The organism is Streptomyces griseicoloratus, assembly GCF_014534645.1.
Lineage (GTDB): Bacteria > Actinomycetota > Actinomycetes > Streptomycetales > Streptomycetaceae > Streptomyces > Streptomyces griseicoloratus.
In genome coordinates this window covers 1-17,863 of sequence record NZ_JACVQF010000193.1, presented here as the reverse complement: position 1 = coordinate 17,863, position 17,863 = coordinate 1, and the positions used below count along the sequence as shown (strand labels likewise).

Sequence of the window (17,863 nt, the reverse complement as noted above, 5' to 3'; positions counted from 1 at the left end):
GGAGACACCGATGACGACCACGCAGACCCCCCAGCGGACCGTGCCCCGCTGGGTCGCGCCCGCCCCCGCCGGTGAACCCGGCCGTAGCGGCTGGGCCGAACTGCGCCACCCCGTGCCGCACCGGCTCGCCGCCCGGACCCGCCTGCTCGCCCGCCGCACCGGCACCGGCTGGGAGGCCGCCGCCCTGGCCGCCCACACGGCCGTGCTGACCGCGATCAGCGGCGAGCGGACCGTCCTCGCCGGCTATCTGTCCCCCACGCCGCACCCCGCCGGCCCGGCCACCGCCGCACCGCGACCCGTGCCCGTCGCCCTCACCCTGGAGGAGCACACCTGGCGCGAACTGCTCACCGCCTCCGCGCGGGCCGCCGCCGCGCCGGCCGAGGGCGCCTTCGAGACCGTCCTGGACCTGGCCGGTGCCACCGGTGCGCCCGCCGCGCCGTCCGGGCACACGGCCCTGCGCGTCGCCCTGAGCCTCGACGCGGACGGACCCGCTCTGCTGATCGGGTACCGCACCGACGTCCTGGACGCCGCCGCCGCCGAGCGCATCGCGGGCTACCACGTCACGGCCCTGGAGCAGCTGACGGACGGCCCGGACGCCCCCGCCCGTGCCCGGGGACTGCTGTCCGGGGCCGAGTACCACCACCAGATCCACGAACTGTCCGGACCGGCCAGGCAGGTGCCGGACCGCCGGTTCCACGAGCTGTTCGAGGAGCAGGTCCGCCTGCGGCCCACCGACGTCGCCGCCGTGCACGCCGGCCGCAGCTGGACCTACGAGGAGCTCAACACCCGCGCCAACCGCGTCGCCCACGCCCTGCTCGCGCGCGACCTCGGCCCCGAGGCCGTGGTCGCCGTCATCACCGAGCGCACCCTGGACTGGCTGGCCTGCGTCATCGGCGTCTTCAAGGCCGGCGCCGCCTACCTGCCCGTCGAACCGCACGCCCCGGCCGACCGGATGGCCCGCACCCTGGTCCGCAGCGGCTGCCGCCTGGTGCTGACCGAGGACGGCGCGCTCGGCCGGGTCCGGCAGGCCGTCCCCGAGGGCGTCGAACTGCTCACGGCCGCCGCCGCGTACGCCGAGGAGCGCCCCACCGGCGACCCGGGAGTGCCCGTCGCCGCCGGACAGCTCGCCTACCTCTACTTCACCTCGGGTTCCACCGGCGAACCCAAGGGCGCGATGTGCGAGCACGCCGGCTTCGTCAACCACCTGTTCGCGAAGATCGACGACCAGCGCATCACCGAGGGCCAGGTCGTGGCCCAGACCGCCCCCCAGTCCTTCGACATCTCCCTGTGGCAGCTGGTCGCCGCCCTCGTCGTCGGCGGCCGCACCCTGATCGTCGAACAGGAGGCGATCCTCGACGTCGACCGCTACCTCGACACCGTCGAGCGCGGCGAGGTCGCGATCCTCCAGGTCGTCCCGTCCTACCTGGAGGTCGTGCTCAGCCGCCTGGAGGAGGTCCCCCGCGACCTGCCCGCGCTGCGCTGCGTCTCCGTCACCGGCGAGGCCCTGAAGAAGGAACTGGCCGTCCGCTGGTTCGCACGTTTCCCGCACATCGCGCTGATGAACGCCTACGGCCTGACCGAGACGTCCGACGACACCAACCACGAGGTCATGACCGCCGTCCCGGCGTGGGACTCCGTGCCGCTCGGCCGCGCCGTCAACAACGTCTCCGTGTACGTCGTCGACGAGGACCTGCGCCCGGTGCCGCTCGGCGCCCCCGGCGAGATCGTGTTCTCCGGCGTCTGCGTGGGACGCGGCTACATCAACGACCCCGAGCGGACCGCCCAGTCCTTCACCGAGGACCCGCACCGCCCCGGCCACCGCCTCTACCGCTCCGGCGACTTCGGACGGTGGCTGCCCGGAGGGACCCTCGAATTCCTCGGCCGCCGCGACGCCCAGGTCAAGATCCGCGGCTTCCGCATCGAGATCGGCGAGATCGAGAACCAGCTGCTGCGCGTCGACGGGGTCCGCGACGGTGCCGTCGTGGTCGTCGAGTCACCCGACCGGGGACGCCACCTCGTCGCCTTCCAGTGCGGCTCCGACGCGGCCTCCGACGCCCTGCGCGACCGGTTGCGCGCGACCCTCCCGGCGTACATGGTGCCGAGCCGGGTGGAACGGCTCGACGCGCTGCCGCTCACCCCCAACGGCAAGACCGACAAGCGCGCCCTGCGCGCCCTCGCCGCGGAACTCGCCGAACAGGAGGGCACGGCCGGGCGCGAGGAACCCCGCACCGCCACCGAGCGCCGGCTCGCCGCCGCCTGGTCCGAGGTCCTCAAACTGCCGGTGGAGCGGATCGGCCGCGCGGACGGCTTCTTCGACCTGGGCGGCACCTCACTGTCCGCGGTACGTCTCGTCGTACGGATGGAGCGCGCCTTCACCCTGCGCGACGTGACCCGGTACCCGACCCTCGCCGCGCTGGCCGCCTTCGTCGACGACCCGTCCTCCGCCGCCCCCGCCCCCGGGCCGGCCGACACGGCGGCCGGTCCCGCCGCCGAGGCCGGCCCGGCCGCCGCGGCCACCGCACCCGGCACCGGCGGCGCTGACGCGCCGTTCGACGTGGTCCGCACCGAGGGCCGGCCCGCGGTGCTCGTCCTGGACGGGCCGCCGCCCACCGACCCCGCCGCCTGGACCGCCGCACACGCCGGCCGGCTGCGGGCCACGGTCGCCGAGCACGGCGCCGTGCTCGTGCGCGGCCTCGGGCTCGCCGACGCCGGGACCGTCGGCCGGGTCGGCCGGGCCCTGCTGCACGAGGTGATGACCGAACGCGAGGGCTTCGCCCCGCGCCGGCGGCTCGCCGACGGCGTCTACTCGTCCACGGAGTGGCCCGCCGACCAGCCCATGTGCATGCACCACGAGCTGTGCTACGCCCGTGAGGTGCCCGGCACGCTCCTCTTCGCCTGCCTCACCGCGCCCGAGTCCGGCGGCGCCACCGGCGTCAGCGACTCGGCCGACGTGCTCGAAGCGCTCCCGGCCGGCCTCGTCCGCCGTTTCGAGCGCGAGGGCTGGCTCGTCGAGCGCAACTACACCGGCACCGTCGGCGTCGGCCTCGCCGAGGCCTTCGGCAGCGACGACCGGGCCGATGTGGAGGCGTACTGCGCCGCCCGGGGCATCGAGCACCGCTGGGAGCCGGGTGGCGACCTGCGCACCCGGCAGCGGGCCGCCGCGGTGCTCACCCACCCGGTGACGGGCCGGCGCGGCTGGTTCAACCAGATCGCCTTCCTCAACGAGTGGACCCTGGACCCCGTCGTCCGCGAGTACCTCACCTTCGAGTTCGGGCCCGACGGACTGCCGTTCAACAGCCGCTACGGAGGCGGCGACCGCCTCGACGAGGACACGGTGCTCACCATCAACGGCGTCTACGAGAAGCACACGCTCCGCGAGCCGTGGCGCGACGGTGACCTGCTCGTCGTCGACAACCTCCGCATGGCGCACAGCCGGGAGCCCTACGAGGGCGAGCGGCACATCGCCGTCGTCCTCGGCGACCCGGTCGCCCTCCCCGCGTACTCCTGACCGCACGCCGGCCGGGCGCGCCCGCCGCGCCCGGCCGCCCACCCACCACCCACGGATGGAGCAACCATGTCCCGCCAGCCGCTCGTGCCGCCCTTCGCCGTGATCACCGGCGCGCAGGTGGCCGAGGTGCTCACCGGCAGCGAGAAGCACGTCGTGAACCTGGTCGAGGACGTCTACCGGCTGCACGGCCGGGGCGACTCGGTGAACCCGCCCTCCTACTTCCTGCGCTTCCCCGACCGGCCCAGCGCGCGCATCATCGCGCTGCCCGCCTCCGTCGGCGGCGACCGGCCCACCGACGGACTGAAGTGGATCTCCAGCTTCCCCGAGAACGTCGCGGCCGGCATTCCCCGGGCCTCCGCGGTGCTCATCCTCAACGACCCCGCCACCGGATACCCGATCGCCTGCCTGGAGAGCTCCATCATCAGCGCCTCCAGGACCGCCGCCTCGGCCGCCCTCGCCGCCGACCGGCTCAGCCGCGGCGAGCGCCCGCGACGCATCGGCTTCATCGGCGGCGGACTCATCGGCCGCTACGTCCACCACTACCTCGAGGCCACCGGCTGGACGTTCGACGAACTCGGCGTCCACGACCTGTCGGACACCCACGCCGAGTCCTTCGCCGGCTACCTGGCCGGCCGCTCCGGCGACGCCCCCGTGGTCGTGCACCGCACCGCCGAGGAACTGGTCCGCTCCAGCGACCTGATCGTCCTGGCCACCGTCGCGCCCCGCCCGCACATCCACGACCCGGCCTGGTTCGCGCACAACCCGCTCGTCCTCAACGTGTCCCTGCGCGACCTCGCCCCCGAGATCCTGCTGGCCTCCGCCAACATCCTCGACGACGTCGAGCACTGCCTCAAGGCCGACACCTCCCCGCACCTGGCCGAACAGCTCACCGGTGGGCGGGACTTCATCGACGGCACGCTGTACGACGTCCTGGAGGGCCGCGTCGAGCTCCCCGCCGACCGGCCCGTCGTCTTCTCGCCGTTCGGCCTCGGCGTGCTCGACCTCGCCGTCGGCCGCCACGTCCTCGACACCCTGCGCGACACCGGCCGCCTGTCGGTCGTCGAGGGCTTCTTCCACGAGCTCGACCGCTACGGCCGCCCCGGCGGCCCGGCGCCGCACGGAACCCGGTGACGACGTGACCGTCATCACCGCCCCGTACGAGATGAACGTCGACGACGTCTTCGTCGACCTCCGGTCCGTCTTCGACGTACCCCTCTACCTGAAGTACGAGGGGATCAACCTCGCCGGCTCGGTCAAGCTGAAGGCCGCCCTGGAGATGGTGCTCGCCGCGGAGCGGGACGGCACCCTCACCCCGGGCGCGGTGCTTGTGGAGTCCTCCTCCGGCAACCTCGGTGTCGCCCTCAGCATGATCGCCGCCCACCGCGGCTACGGCTTCGTCTGCGTCACCGACTCGCGCTGCAACCCGGCCACCCGGCGGCTGATGGAGTCCTTCGGAGCCCGCGTCCTCGTCATCTCCCGCGCCGACAAGGAACGCGGGCTGCTCGGCGCCCGCATCGACTACGTGCAGCGCCTGGTCGACTTCGACCCCAACTACGTGTGGCTCAACCAGTACGTCAACCCGCACAACTGGCTGGCCCACTACCGCACCACCGGCCCGTCCGTCGCCGCCCAGTTCCCGGACCTGGACGTGCTGTTCGTCGGCGCCGGAACCACCGGCACCCTCATGGGCTGCGCCCGCTACTTCCGCGAGCGGGGCGGCGGTGTGCGGATCGTCGCCGTCGACAGCGTCGGCTCGGTCACCTTCGGCGGGCCGGCGTCCACCCGCCACATCCCCGGCCTCGGCGCGGGCGTCCGCCCGCAGCTGCTCGACGAGGGACTGATCGACGAGGTCGTGATGGTGCCCGAGCGGGACACCCTGCAGAGCTGCCACGCCATGGCCCGCCAGGGCTTCCTGTTCGGCGGCTCCACCGGAACCGTCGTCAGCGGCGCGCTGCGCTGGCTGGCCGGCCGGCCGCGCGGCGAGCGGCTGACCGCGGTGGCCCTCTCCCCGGACCAGGGAGACCGCTACCTCGACACGGTGTACGACCCCGCATGGGTGGAACGGCACTTCGGCGCGCCGCACACCTGGGACGCGGGGGAGCCGGAGAAGGAGCTGGAACTGGTCCCCGGCGCCGGCTGAGTCCCCAACGCGCCCTCCGGGAGCGCGCCCCGAGACACCCGTGAGACAAGGAACCCGCGACATGGACAAGGCAGTCGTACTGATCGCCGAGGAACTCTCACCCGCCACCGTCGACGCCCTCGGCCCCGAATTCGAGATCCGGTACTGCACAGGCGCCGACCGGGCCTCGCTGCTCGCGGCGCTGCCCGGCGCCGACGCGGTGCTCGTGCGCAGCGCCACCCGGATGGACGCCGAGGCGATCGCGGCGGGCACCCGGCTGAAAGTGATCGGCCGGGCCGGGGTGGGCCTGGACAACGTGGACGTGCCCGCGGCGTCCCGGGCCGGCGTGATGGTGGTCAACGCCCCCACCTCCAACGTGGTCAGCGCCGCGGAGCTGACCGTCGGCCTCCTGCTCGCCGTGGCGCGCAACATCCCGCAGGCCGACGCCGCGCTCAAGGGCGGACAGTGGCAGCGCGGCCGGTTCACCGGCGTCGAACTGTCCGGCCGGACGCTCGGCATCCTCGGACTCGGGCGGATCGGCTCCCTGGTGGCCCGCCGCATGGCCGCGTTCGGCATGCGGCTGCTCGCCCACGACCCGTACGTTCCGGCCGGGCACGCCGAACGGCTGGGCGCCCGCGTCGTCGGGCTCGACGAGCTCCTGGAGTCCTCCGACTTCCTCACGGTCCATCTGCCGAGGACACCGGAGACCACCGGCATCCTCGGCTTCGACGCCCTGCAGCGCGTCAAGCCGGGCGTCCGCATCGTCAACGCCGCCCGCGGCGGCATCGTCGACGAGGCGGAGCTGTACGCGGCGCTGAAGGAGGGCCGGGTCGCCGCCGCGGGCATCGACGTGTTCGCCACCGAACCGTGCACCGACTCCCCGTTGTTCGAGCTGGACAACGTGGTCGTCACCCCCCATCTCGGAGCCGGCACGGCCGAGGCGCAGGAACGGGCGGGCGTGGCCGTCGCGCGTTCCGTGCGCGAGGCGCTGGCCGGCCGCTTCGTGCCGGAGGCCTGCAATGTGCGGCTGGGCGAGGTCGACGCGGAACTCGACCCGTGGCTGGCACTCGCCGAGCGGCTGGGCGGCCTGTTCACCGCGACCGCCGGAGCCCTGCCCGGCCGGCTGCGCGTCACCGTCGGCGGTGAGATCGCCCGGCACGAACTCGCGGCCCTGGAACTCGCCACGGTCAAGGGAATCCTGGCTCCCGTGGTGGAGGGCGGGGTCACCTACGTCAACGCCCCGCTGCTCGCCCAGGAGCGAGGGCTGGACACCGAGCTGGTCACCGGGGCCGAGAGCACCGCGCACCGCAGCCTGGTGCGGATCGAGGGCACGCTGCCCGGTGGGGAACACGTCTCGGTCTCCGGCACCCTGACCGGGCACCGCGGCGGCGAGCGCCTGGTGGAGCTGCTCGGACACGATGTCGACGTACCGCTCGGCGACGGCCTCGCCTTCTTCCTCGCGCCCGACGAGAGCGGTCTGATCGCCGGTGCCGGCGAGGCGCTGGCCCGGGCCGGAGCGGCGGTCGAGTCCCTGCGGCTGGCCCGGACCGGCGGCGACGACGGCACGGTCCTGGTCGCGGCGGCCCTCGCCGCGCCCCTCGAACCGGCGGCGCTCGACGACGCCGCCGTCCGGATGGGTGCCGTGCGCGGCTGGGGTCTGGAGCGGCGACGATGACGGTGTACGACTGGCTGATCGAGCAACTGGTCAGCGGCCGGGCCCGGTTCCGGCTGATCGACCACCCCCCGGAGGGGCAGACCGAGCGGGCCAGCGAGCTGCGCCGGCACCCGCTGGCCCAGGCCGCCAAGTGCCTCGTCGTGCGCGTCGCGACGGGACGCCGCTCCCGGCGGTACGTGCTGGCGGTCGTGCCCGGCGACCGGCGGGTGGACCTCGACGGGCTGTGCGGGATGTACGGCGGCTCGGAGGCCGCCTTCGCGGCCCGGGACGTGGCCGAGCGGCTGGCTGGCAGCGTCAGCGGCTCCGTGGTGCCGTTCGCCCGCCATCCCGAGCTGGACCTGGTGGTCGACCCGGAACTGCTCGTGCACGACGAGATCTTCTTCAACGCGGCGCGCCTGGACCGCTCGGTCGCCCTGGACACCGACGACTACGTGGCCCTCGCCCGCCCCCGGGTGGAGCCCATCACCCAGCACTCCGCCGCCTGGCCGGAGTCCGCCCGAAGGAAAACAGCATGACTCTTGGCCCCCGTCCCACGGCAACGCGGCCCGCTGTCGCCGGCGAACGGTGGTTCCGCCGTTACCCGGCCACGTCCGCCCCGCGGCGCCGCCTGGTCGTCCTGCCGCACGCGGGTGGCTCGGCGAGCTTCTTCCACGCCTGGGGAACCGCCTTCGACGCCGGCACGGAGGTGGTGGTGGCCCGCTACCCGGGCCGGCACGACCGGCTCGCCGATCCGTGCATCGACAGCATGGCGGAGCTCACCGAGCAGGTCACGGAGGCGTTGCTGCCGCTGCTCGACGTGCCGGTGACCCTGTTCGGGCACAGCATGGGCGCGTCCCTCGCCTACGAGGTGACCCTGCGGCTGGCCGAACGGCACGGCGTGTCGCCCGCCGCCCTCCACGTGTCGAGCCGCAAACCGCCGCACCGGCTCACGCCGCGGCGCCTGCACGAGCAGGGCGACGACGCGCTGATCGCGGAGGTCCGCCGGCTCGGCGGCACGGACGAGGCGCTGCTGTCCGACCCCGACCTGCGCGACATCGTGCTGCCCGCGATCCGGGCCGACTTCACGATCGTCGGCACCTACGGGCCGCGCCCCGCGGACCCGGTCGACTGCCCCGTCTACGCCTACCTCGGGGACCGGGACCCGTCGATCAGCGTCCAGGACATGTCGGGCTGGGCGGACATCGCCCCGTCGCACTTCCGCCTGGACGTGCTGCGCGGCGGCCACTTCTACCTGCAGGACCACCGGGAGTCCGTCACCCGCGTCATCGACGCCCGCATGGCCGGCCGCACCGTCTGAGCTGCCCCCGCCGGACACCCGGCGCCGCCCGCCCCGCGACGGACGGCGCCGAGCCGGCGGTCACGGTCCTGCCGGCGCCGTGCCCACGTCCGGCCGGCCGGACGCCGTCGCCATGGCGGCCAGCTCCTCCGCGGTGCGCGGACCCTCGGCCGTGGCCGCCAGCGCCCCCTGCGCACGCAGCAGCCGGGCCGCCGCCACGCCCCACGGCAGGCGCAGTCCGGCCTGCCGGAGGAGGTCCGTGCGGGACAGCATCGAAGGTGCCGGGCCGGTGTGCACGCCGTCCGGGGTGAGCAGGGCCGCGTCGTCGGACCAGCGCAGGGCGAGGTCGACGTCGTGGGTGGCCATCACCACCGTGGTGCCGGCCTCGCGGAGGCCGTCCAGGGTGGCCAGCAGCCGCTCCTGGCCGTCCGGGTCGAGACCCGCGGTCGGCTCGTCGAGGATCAGCACCCGGGGCCGCATCGCGACCGCGCCCGCGATCGCCGCCCGCTTGCGCTGCCCGTACGACAGCAGATGGGTGGGCCGGTCCGCCAGAGCCGTGATGTCCAGGGCGGCGAGCGCCCCGGCGACCCGTGAGCGCACCTCGGCGTCGGGCAGGCCGAGGTTCAGCGGCCCGAACGACACGTCCTGCGCGACGGACGCGGCGAACAACTGGTCGTCGGGGTCCTGCACCACCAACTGCACCGTCGTCCGCAGCCGCGTCAGCCCCGCGCGGTCGTACCGCACCGGCTCGCCCTCCACCGCCAACCCCCCGGCCTGCGGCCTCAGTCCGCCGCTGAGCAGCCGCATCAGCGTGGTCTTGCCGCTGCCGTTGCGCCCCAGCAGGGCCAGCGCGCGCCCCTCGCGCACCTCGAAGTCCAGGCCGCTGAGCACGGCCGGGCCGTCCTCGTACGCGAACGACGCGCCCCGCAGGGCGACCAGGGCGGGCTCGTTCACGACAGGGGCCTTTCCAGTACGAGGGTGAGGGCGGCCAGCGCCCCGAGCAGGGCCACGCTCGCCGCCGTGAACGGCACGGAGACACGGGCCTCGGGCACCAGGACGCGAAGGGTGCCGTCGTAGCCGCGCCCGGCGAGCCCGGTCTGCAGCCGCGCCGCCCGGTCGAAGGCCCGGACGAACGCCGTGGCGCCGAGCCCGCCGAGCGAACGCCAGGCCGCCGCCCGTGTGGTGTGGCCCAGCCGCGCGGCCTGCGCCTCACGGATCCGGCGCACGGAGTCGAGCAGCAGGAAGCTCATCCGGTACGTCACCAGCGCGACGTCGACGACCGGCGCGGGCACCCCGGCCCGCACCAGACGGGGCAGCAGGTCGGACATGGGAGTGGTGAACGCGAACAGGAGCACGCCGAGGGAGGCGGCCGACGTGCGCAGCAGCAGCCCGCCGGCCCGGAGCGCGCCGCCGTCGGCCCAGGCCACGAACCCCGCCGGGCCCCCGACCTGCACCAGCAGCGGCAGCGCGCCGGTCACGCAGAAGCCCAGCGGCACCCGGTACGCCCGCCACAGCCGGCGACCGGGCACGCCCGCCGGGCCCAGCAGCACCGCCAGCGCCGTCACCAGCACCAGCGCCGCGCCCGGCCACGGCGGCAGCGAGATCGCCAGCACGGTCAGCCCCAGACCGAGCACGGCCTTGTCCACCGGATGGCGGCGGCGCCAGCGACTGCTGTGCGCCGCCGCGTCGATCGGCAGCACTCAGTCCTCCGCGGGCGGGTCCTGCCGGGCCGCCAGGGCTCGCTCCTCGCCCTGCCTCCTGCCCCGGCGCAGACCGAAGTAGTAGGCCAGCACGCCCGCGCCGACGGCCGCCTGCAGGGCGAACAGCGCGGACTCGATCTCCCCGGACGGCGGTTCGTACAGCGGGGAGAACCACGGCTCGTAGTCCGGCTCGATCTCGGTGATCGCCGTCTCCGCCTCGGCGTCGGCGCCGGTGAACGGCTCCTCCTTGTGGTCGCCGAGGCCGAGCACCAGCGGCAGCGCCGCGAGCGCGGCCACGGCGAGCAGCAGGAGGGCGTTGATCCTCGTGTTGCGGTTCATCGGGCGCTCACCGCCTGCTTCTTCGGTCCCCGCGTGGTCAGCAGCACGCCCAGCCGGGTCAGTTCGCCCTTGCTGGACTGCACCAGCAGCCGCATGACCAGCACCGTGAGCAGCCCCTCGCTGACCGCCAGCGGGATCTGCGTGACGGCGAAGATGGAACCGAACTTGCCGAGCGCGCCCAGGAAACCGCTGCCCGGGTCGGGGAAGGCGAGCGCCAGCTGCACGCTGGTGACGCAGTAGGTGGACAGGTCGGCGACGAACGCACCGAAGAACACCGTGACCATCAGCGGCACGTCGTAGCGGCGCAGCAGCCGGTAGACGCCGTATCCGGCCCAGGGGCCGGCGACCGCCATCGAGAACACGTTGGCGCCGAGCGTGGTCAGGCCGCCGTGTGCGAGCAGCAGCGCCTGGAAGAGCAGGGTGATGGTGCCCAGCACCGCCATGATCGGCGGCCGGAACAGGACGGCGCCCAGGCCGGTGCCGGTCGGGTGCGAGCAACTGCCCGTCACGGACGGCAGCTTGAGGGCGGACAGGACGAACGTGAAGGCCCCGGAGGCCCCGAGCAGCAGCGTGCTCTCGGGATGCTCCCTGACCTCACGGGTGAGTGACCGTACTCCGTGGACGACGAACGGCGCGGACGCGACACCCCAGGCGATCGCGTGCGCCGGAGGCAGAAAGCCCTCGGCTATGTGCATGGCTCAGCAGACCCTCTCCAGCACCTCGTGGATGGACGACGCGCCTTGGCCGGTCTCCTGGCTGACGGGTGACACCGCCCGTACTCCGCCTTCCCGGGTCCGAGGACCCAGTGGCTGCCCGTGGAGGGCTGGAGCCGGACTTCCCGATCACAGTGGCGAGGGCCGCACCGGTATCGCACCGGATTTCCCGTTCACCAAGGCGTGGCGACAGTAGTGCGCGCAAGGGGGTGGTGACAAGCGGGCCTCGGGGCCGGCAGGCCCCCGGGGCTGCGGAAACGGCCGCGGAACTGCCGCGGAAACGGCTGTGGGAAGGGCCGCCGTCACTCGTGCGGGCCCCGCTCCAGCCGCCGTTCCAGCAGGCGGCGTACCCACTGGGTCAGCGCGGTCGCGGCGGCGGTGAGGAAGACGAAGCTGTAGAGGATCTGCAGGACCGTCAGCACCCGGGCGGTCTGGCCCCGGGGGGTGATGTCGCCGTAGCCGACGGTGGCGAGCGTCACCACGGTGAAGTACAGCGCGTCGACGCGGGTGCGCAGGCCCTCGAACTCCCCGGGCTCTTTGGCGAGCGTGTAGTAGGCGCACGCGAAGACGTGCAGGGAGAGGACGATCAGCAGGGGGATGAGCACGCCGGGCCGGGTGTCCGGGCGTTCGACGAGGACGTTGCGGATCTCCCGGAGCAGCAGTGCGGCCACGACGGCGAGCGCCAGCCCGAACAGCACCCAGCTCAGGACCGGCCGGCCGGGCCCCAGGTGGTCCAGGGGGAGCAGGAAGTAGGCCACGACCATGCCCGCGGCGGCGGCCGCCCGCAGCAGCCAGGGCCCGGCCGTACCCCGGTGCCGCGTCACCGGGCGGCCGCCGTTCCCGTCCCTGCCCCCGGGTCCGGACCGGCGGCCTCCGGCTCGGTTTCCGCCTCCGTCTTCGGTGCGCGGCGCACCAGCTGGGTGACGACGAAGGCGACCACCGACGCGGTGACGATCAGCGGCATCTGGTCGTACGCGTCGCGGCCGACCAGGAGCACCGCCAGCACCGCGCTGGCCAGCGGCAGCCCCGTCACCGCGGCGGAGGCGGCGGAGATGCCGAGGGCGAGGGCCGGAGCCGCGCCGAAGCCGGGCAGGCCGGAGCAGGCCATGGCCGTCGCCGTGCCCAGCAGGACGGCGGGGAAGACGGGGCCGCCCCGCAGGCTGCCCAGCGCGATGGCCCAGGCCAGCCCCTTGCACGCGACGAGCGCGACCAGCGCGCCGACGGACCAGGCGTGCGGGTGCGCGGCGAGCATGGCGAGCGTCGCCTGGCCGGACAGCGCCGCCTCGGCCGGGGAGCGGCCGGTGATCAGGGCGTACGCGGAGAGGCAGACGCCGACGGCCGTGGCGCACGCGACGGTGCGGACGGCCGTGCGGTGCCGCGTCCAGGACACGGTCCGCCGGCCGAGCCGACGGGCCAGCGCGACCCCGACGGCGATCAGCGCGGCCGTGGGGACGCCCCAGAGGAAGTCGCCCGCGTCCGGGTTGGCGCCGGGCGGCACGTCGGGCAGGGCGAGCGCGCCGATCTCCAGCCCGGTCCACTGTCCGAAGCCGGTGAAGACCAGGGCGCCCGCCGCGCTGGCGAGCAGGCAGGGCAGCAGCAGCGCGACCATCCGGGCGCCGGCCAGCCCCGCTCCCTCGATGAGCAGCACCGCCGCCACCACGGGACCGCCGAGGATCGTGGAGATCGCGGCCGTGGAACCCGCCGTCGCGACGACCGCCCGCGCCCTCCCGTCCACTCCGGCCGCCCGCCGCACCGCCAGCAGTGCGAGCCCGCTGCCGACCGCCATCAGCGGTGCCTCGGGGCCCAGGACCACGCCGAGCGGCAGGGTCGCCAGCGCGGCCAGGACCGCGCCGGGCAGCGCCCCGGGGCCCACGGGCGCGCCGCCCAGCCCGTCCACCGGCAGATGGCCGCCCGCCCCCGGCATCCGGGTCACGACCGGCGCCAGGACCAGCCCGGCGAGGACGAGCGCGGGCAGCGGCCACCACCAGGGCGGGGAGCCGTACCCGGCCGTCTCCGGCAGTGACGTCCACACCCAGTGCTCCAGCTGGTGCTGGAGCCCGACGAAGAAGAAGCAGGCGAGCGCGATGGGCACGCCGAGCAGCACGCACAGCAGCAGCAACCGCAGGTATCCGGGGCTGAGCAGGGTGTCCCTCAGGGACCGCTCGGCCCCTGCCGGGGTCCTGTCGGCCGGTGCGGTCACGATGCCGCCCGCCGCGTTCCGTCCGAGGGGCCCGCGGGCCGGGACCGAGTCGTCACGGGCCGCCTCCTTCGTCCGCGTCCGCCCCGCCGTCACGTCGTCCGCGTCCGCCCACGTCCGCGGCGCGTCACCGGTGGCGTTCAGTAAACGCGAGGCGAGCGGGGCCCGCATTCCATGACCGCCGTCCGGTTCACCCGTTCGGCGTGGCCCGCATGGCCCGCCACGGGCCCCGGCAGGCTCGGTGGCACCCTCCGGCACCGTCCGGCACCACTCGCGCGTTCCGGTGCCGGTGGTCCGAGGCCCGTACAGGCGTACGGGCCGCGCAGAAAGGACGCCGCTCATGAGCCGGCACGCCGCCACGGACCCCGGTACGCCGTCCCACGGCGGCGACCGTCCCCGTCCCCTCAGCGGTGACGGCGGCGCCGCAGCGCCAGGGCCGTCGCCGTGCCCGCGGCCGCCAGCCCGGCGCCCGCCAGGCCCGCGGCCAGGGCCTGCGCCGGGCGTCCGGGGGCCACGGGCCGGGCGCCGGGCGCGGTCCCGTACGCGCTGCCCGGTCCGCCGGGCAGCGCCGAGGCCAGCAACTCCGCCAGGTGCACCGCCTCGTGCCCGCCGCTGTCCAGCTCGTGGATCTGCGTACGGCAGCTGAAGCCGTCGGCGAGCACGACGGTTCCCTCGTCCTCCGCCCGCAGCCGCGGCAGCAGCACCCGCTCCGCGCAGGCCTCACTGACGTCGAGATGGCCGCGCTCGAAGCCGAAGTTGCCGGCCAGCCCGCAGCAGCCGGAGTCCAGCCGCTCGGCGTCCACCCCGGCGCGGCGCAGCAGTTCCCGGTCGGCGTCCCAGCCCATGACCGCGTGCTGGTGGCAGTGCACCTGGGCCAGCGCCCGCGCGGACCGGTCGGGCACCCGCGGCGGCTCGTAGCCGGGGGAGTGCTCGGTGAGCAGCTCCGACAGCGTGACCGTCCGGTCGCGCAGCCGGCGCACGTCGTGGTCCCCGGGGAACAGCTCCGCCGCGTCCGAGCGGAACACGGCCGCACAGCTCGGCTCCAGGGCCACCACCAGGCCGCCTTCCCGCACATGCCCGGCAAGGGCGCGCACGGTCCGGGCCAGCACCCGCTCGGCCGTGCCCAGTTGCCCGGTGGAGATCCAGGTCAGCCCGCAGCACAGCGGCCCGGCCGGCAGCCGCACCCGCCAGCCCGCGTGTTCCAGCACGTGCACGGCCGTCTGCCCGATGTGCGGGTGGAAGTGGTCGGTGAACGTGTCGGGCCACAGCAGCACGGTCCCGCGCTCCCCGTCGCCGTAGGGCTCGTGACGGGCGAACCACTGCCGGAACGTCCGCCGCGCGAACAGCGGCACCTCCCGGTCCGCCACCCCCGCGACGGCGACCGCGGCCCGCGACAGGACCGGGGTGTGGGTGAGGACGTTGACGACCGGGCCCAGACGGGTGCGGCCCACCGCCTGCGCGAGCGCGGGCAGCCAGCCCATCGACCAGTCGGAGCGCGGCCTGCGCCACGGCCGGCCCGCGTAGTGGTGGGACAGGAACTCCGCCTTGTACGTGGCCATGTCCACGTCCGCCGGACAGTCCCTCTTGCAGCCCTTGCAGGCCAGGCACAGATCGAGGGCGTCCCGGACCGCCTCCGAGCGCCAGCCGTCCCGGACGGGGCCGTCGCCGTGCCCGTCGAGCATCTCGAACAGCAGCCGGGCCCGGCCCCGGGTGGAGTGCTCCTCCTCCCTGGTGACCTGGTACGACGGACACATCACGGTTCCCTCACTGGTGTGCTGCCGGCACTTGCCGACGCCGACGCACCGGTTGGCCGCCTCGGCGAAGGACCCGCCGTCGTGCGGGAACCGGAAGTGCAGGTCACGCGGGTCGTACGGGGCCCAGTCACCGCCGAGGCGCAGATTCTCGTCCAGCCGGTACGGGGCCACCACCTTCCCGGGGTTCATCCGGTCCAGCGGATCGAAGACGGCCTTCAGCCGCCCGAACGCCTCCACCAGCTCCGGTCCGAACATGCGGCCCAGCAGCTCCCCGCGGCTCTGCCCGTCGCCGTGCTCGCCGGACAGGGACCCGCCGAACTCGACGACCAGATCGGCCGCCCGTTCCATGAACCGCCGGTAGGCCGCCACGCCGCCCGCGGTGTAGAGGTCGAAGGGGATCCGGGTGTGCACGCAGCCGTGGCCGAAGTGGCCGTACAGACTGGGCCCGGTGTCGCTCTGGTAGCCGAACTCCTCGAACAGCGCCCGCAGCCGCCGCAGATAGTCGCCCAGCCGCTCCGGCGCAACCGCCGAGTCCTCCCAGCCCTCGAAGGTGTCGGCGCGGCCCGGGATGTGCGCGGTGGCGCCGAGACCGGCCTCGCGGACCTGCCACAGCTCCTCCTCCCGTGCCGGGTCGTCCATGAAGGCGCAGTCCGGGTCGTGCTCGGACCGGTGCAGCGCGCGGAGCATCCGGTGCGCCCGGGTGTCGGACTCCTCGACCGTGTCGCCGCCGAACTGCACCATCAGGAAGGCGTTTCCGTCGGGCAGTTCGCCGAGGGCCTTCGGGTTGAGGTGCTTGAGCCGTTCGTCGCGGACCAGCCGGGCGTCGACGCCCTCCAGCGCGATCGGCTCGTGGGGCAGGATGTCCGGCACCGCGTCGGCGGCCCGTTCGACGCTGTCGAAGCCCAGCACGACCAGGGTGCGTTCCCGCACCACCGGTACCAGCTCCAGCTCCGCGCGCAACACGGTGACCAGCGTCGACTCGCTGCCGACCAGCAGCCCGGCGACGTCGAACCCGTACTCCGGCAGCAGCGAGTCCAGGTTGTAGCCGGAGACCCGGCGCGGGATGCGGGGGAAACGGCGGCGGATCTCGTCCGCGTAGGTGTCGCGCAGTGCGCGCAGCTGCCGGTGCACGGTCGCCCGCAGGTCGCCCTGCCGCTCGATTTCGGCGTACTCCTCGTCGCCGGTCTCCCCGCACCAGAAGCGGGTGCCGTCGTAGAGCAGCACCTCCAGGCGGGCGATGTTGTCGACGACCTTGCCGTGCGCCTGGGCGGTGGCGCCGCAGGAGTTGTTGCCGATCATGCCGCCGATGGTGCAGTTGGCGTGCGTGGCGGGTTCCGGGCCGAAGCGCAGGCCCTCGGGCGCGAGTCGCCGGTTCAGCTCGTCCAGTACGATGCCGGGCTGGACGACGCAGCGGCGGGCGCCGGTGTCCAGGGACTCCAGGCGGGTGCAGTACTTCGACCAGTCCAGCACCACACCGGCGTTGGTGCACTGCCCGGCCAGGCTCGTCCCGCCGCCCCGTGACAGGATGGGCGCACCGTGTTCGCGGGCGACGGCCACCGCCTCCGCGGCGGCTTCGGGGGTACGCGGGACCACCACCCCGATCGGCGTCTGGCGGAAGTTGGAGGCGTCGGTGGAGTACGCGGCCCGGCTCCCGGCGTCGAAGCGGATCTCGCCGTCCACCCGGTCGCGCAGCGCGGTGCGGAGGGATCCGATGTCGACCGGCGGCGGGGCCCCTTCGCGGGTGACGGGTGGGGGCAGGTCCGGTACGCCCATGGGCCCTCCTTCGTCTGCCGGCGCGGGCGGGCGGCGACGGTCGCGTGCGGCATGGCAGCCGTCCGGGTACCCCGCCGGTCCGGGCGGCAACCACCGGCGGCGGGGAGCACCGGGACGGTCGCGGTCCGTGTCGTTGTTGGGCCGAACGGGTGACTTGGCGTAAGAATTGGCTGGTGCAGGCATTGAAGGCGAGTCGAATCGGGGGGAGCCGGTGAACAGTCACGACGTCACCGATGAACAGTGGGAAGGGCTCGCCCAGGTCGTTCCGTTGCGCGGGCGCGACGCCTGGCCGTCCTCGGTCGGCCATCGCGCGATGCCCGAGGCGGAGACGGAGGCGCGCCGCCGCTTCGTCGTCCTGAGGGTGAACGTGTTCGCGGACGCCCGCGAGGTCGCCGAGACCCTGATGGCGGGCATTCCGGTCCTGCTGGACCTGACCGGCGCCGAGACGGAGGTCGCCAAGCGGGTCCTCGACTTCAGCACGGGCGTCGTCTTCGGGCTGGCGAGCGGTATGCACCGCGTCGACCGGAACGTGTTCCTGCTGACCCCGGCCGGAACCGAGGTCAACGGCCTCATGGAGGGCGCGGCCGGCGTCCCCGGCGTCTGACACGCCCGCCCCCGCGGCCTCCACGGTCCCCGTGCACGGCCCGGGGCACCTCGAAACCGTGCACGAGCGATGTCAGCCGTGCCCGGAGGGGCCGGGTGCCGGGTGACGGCCGCTCCGCTCCGGTGGTCCGCGCGGGGCGCGCTCCCCGCCGGGCCGCTGCCCCGGCCCACCACGTTCGCGGGACGACGGCCGCCGGGCCCCTTCG

General features: G+C 74.6%; 14 protein-coding genes and 1 riboswitch. Of the genes, 7 read left to right on the top strand and 7 right to left on the bottom strand.

Annotated elements, in window-relative coordinates:
- Positions 1 to 10: 10 nt before the first annotated feature.
- The 6 genes from H0H10_RS18445 (at position 11) to H0H10_RS18420 (ending at position 8,599) form a co-directional block, all read left to right on the top strand.
- A complete protein-coding gene (locus H0H10_RS18445; protein ID WP_188182099.1) occupies positions 11 to 3,508 on the top strand; it encodes an amino acid adenylation domain-containing protein in 3,498 nt (1,165 codons plus the stop codon).
- Positions 3,509 to 3,574: 66 nt separating this feature from the next.
- Positions 3,575 to 4,639, top strand: a complete 1,065-nt coding sequence (gene sbnB / locus H0H10_RS18440; RefSeq protein WP_188182098.1) for a 2,3-diaminopropionate biosynthesis protein SbnB — start codon at positions 3,575 to 3,577, stop codon at positions 4,637 to 4,639.
- Between the two features lie 4 nt (positions 4,640 to 4,643).
- Positions 4,644 to 5,648, top strand: a complete 1,005-nt coding sequence (gene sbnA, locus H0H10_RS18435; protein WP_188182097.1) for a 2,3-diaminopropionate biosynthesis protein SbnA — start codon at positions 4,644 to 4,646, stop codon at positions 5,646 to 5,648.
- A gap of 61 nt (positions 5,649 to 5,709) precedes the next feature.
- Positions 5,710 to 7,302 (top strand): phosphoglycerate dehydrogenase, encoded by a 1,593-nt coding sequence (gene serA, locus H0H10_RS18430; RefSeq protein ID WP_188182096.1) that lies wholly within the window; start codon positions 5,710 to 5,712, stop codon positions 7,300 to 7,302.
- A complete protein-coding gene (locus H0H10_RS18425) occupies positions 7,299 to 7,817 on the top strand; it encodes a YbaK/EbsC family protein (RefSeq protein WP_188182095.1) in 519 nt (172 codons plus the stop codon). Before serA ends, H0H10_RS18425 begins: the two co-directional genes overlap by 4 nt.
- Entirely contained in the window at positions 7,814 to 8,599 is a 786-nt protein-coding gene (locus H0H10_RS18420; protein ID WP_188182094.1) for a thioesterase II family protein, read from the top strand. Before H0H10_RS18425 ends, H0H10_RS18420 begins: the two co-directional genes overlap by 4 nt.
- Positions 8,600 to 8,659: 60 nt before the next feature.
- Here the strand turns inward: H0H10_RS18420 and H0H10_RS18415 are convergent, their stop codons facing one another.
- The 7 genes from H0H10_RS18415 to H0H10_RS18385 form a co-directional block, all read right to left on the bottom strand.
- Positions 8,660 to 9,532: an energy-coupling factor ABC transporter ATP-binding protein gene (locus tag H0H10_RS18415; RefSeq protein ID WP_188182093.1), complete on the bottom strand. Its 873-nt coding sequence runs from the start codon at positions 9,530 to 9,532 to the stop codon at positions 8,660 to 8,662.
- Positions 9,529 to 10,278: a cobalt ECF transporter T component CbiQ gene (gene cbiQ, locus H0H10_RS18410; RefSeq protein WP_188182092.1), complete on the bottom strand. Its 750-nt coding sequence runs from the start codon at positions 10,276 to 10,278 to the stop codon at positions 9,529 to 9,531. Before cbiQ ends, H0H10_RS18415 begins: the two co-directional genes overlap by 4 nt.
- A complete protein-coding gene (locus H0H10_RS18405; protein ID WP_188182091.1) occupies positions 10,279 to 10,617 on the bottom strand; it encodes an energy-coupling factor ABC transporter substrate-binding protein in 339 nt (112 codons plus the stop codon).
- A complete protein-coding gene (locus H0H10_RS18400) occupies positions 10,614 to 11,312 on the bottom strand; it encodes an energy-coupling factor ABC transporter permease (protein ID WP_188182090.1) in 699 nt (232 codons plus the stop codon). The genes H0H10_RS18405 and H0H10_RS18400 overlap by 4 nt, the downstream gene beginning before the upstream one ends.
- Positions 11,313 to 11,342: 30 nt before the next feature.
- Positions 11,343 to 11,526, bottom strand: a riboswitch (cobalamin riboswitch).
- 106 nt (positions 11,527 to 11,632) lie between these two features.
- A complete protein-coding gene (locus H0H10_RS18395) occupies positions 11,633 to 12,094 on the bottom strand; it encodes a potassium channel family protein (protein WP_188182124.1) in 462 nt (153 codons plus the stop codon).
- A 56-nt stretch (positions 12,095 to 12,150) separates the two neighbouring features.
- Positions 12,151 to 13,530 carry a chloride channel protein gene (locus H0H10_RS18390; RefSeq protein ID WP_188182123.1) on the bottom strand — a complete coding sequence of 460 codons (1,380 nt, stop codon included), beginning with the start codon at positions 13,528 to 13,530 and terminating at the stop codon, positions 12,151 to 12,153.
- A 401-nt stretch (positions 13,531 to 13,931) separates the two neighbouring features.
- Complete coding sequence (locus H0H10_RS18385) at positions 13,932 to 17,054, bottom strand: FAD-binding and (Fe-S)-binding domain-containing protein (protein ID WP_188182089.1); 3,123 nt, start codon at positions 17,052 to 17,054, stop codon at positions 13,932 to 13,934.
- Positions 17,055 to 17,265: 211 nt separating this feature from the next.
- Here H0H10_RS18385 and H0H10_RS18380 point away from each other — a divergent pair, with 211 nt between their 5' ends.
- On the top strand, positions 17,266 to 17,658 hold the full coding sequence (locus H0H10_RS18380) for a cell division protein SepF (protein ID WP_188182088.1): 393 nt from the start codon (positions 17,266 to 17,268) through the stop codon (positions 17,656 to 17,658).
- Positions 17,659 to 17,863: the final 205 nt, after the last annotated feature.

What these genes read in the sequence shown, in the direction of transcription:
- H0H10_RS18445 (WP_188182099.1), top strand. Translation starts at nt 11, where the DNA reads ATGACGACCACGCAGACCCCCCAGCGGACCGTGCCCCGCTGGGTCGCG.
- sbnB (WP_188182098.1), top strand. Translation starts at nt 3,575, where the DNA reads ATGTCCCGCCAGCCGCTCGTGCCGCCCTTCGCCGTGATCACCGGCGCG.
- serA (WP_188182096.1), top strand. Translation starts at nt 5,710, where the DNA reads ATGGACAAGGCAGTCGTACTGATCGCCGAGGAACTCTCACCCGCCACC.
- H0H10_RS18425 (WP_188182095.1), top strand. Translation starts at nt 7,299, where the DNA reads ATGACGGTGTACGACTGGCTGATCGAGCAACTGGTCAGCGGCCGGGCC.
- H0H10_RS18420 (WP_188182094.1), top strand. Translation starts at nt 7,814, where the DNA reads ATGACTCTTGGCCCCCGTCCCACGGCAACGCGGCCCGCTGTCGCCGGC.
- H0H10_RS18405 (WP_188182091.1), bottom strand. Translation starts at nt 10,617, where the DNA reads ATGAACCGCAACACGAGGATCAACGCCCTCCTGCTGCTCGCCGTGGCC.
- H0H10_RS18400 (WP_188182090.1), bottom strand. Translation starts at nt 11,312, where the DNA reads ATGCACATAGCCGAGGGCTTTCTGCCTCCGGCGCACGCGATCGCCTGG.
- H0H10_RS18395 (WP_188182124.1), bottom strand. Translation starts at nt 12,094, where the DNA reads ATGGTCGTGGCCTACTTCCTGCTCCCCCTGGACCACCTGGGGCCCGGC.
- H0H10_RS18385 (WP_188182089.1), bottom strand. Translation starts at nt 17,054, where the DNA reads ATGGGCGTACCGGACCTGCCCCCACCCGTCACCCGCGAAGGGGCCCCG.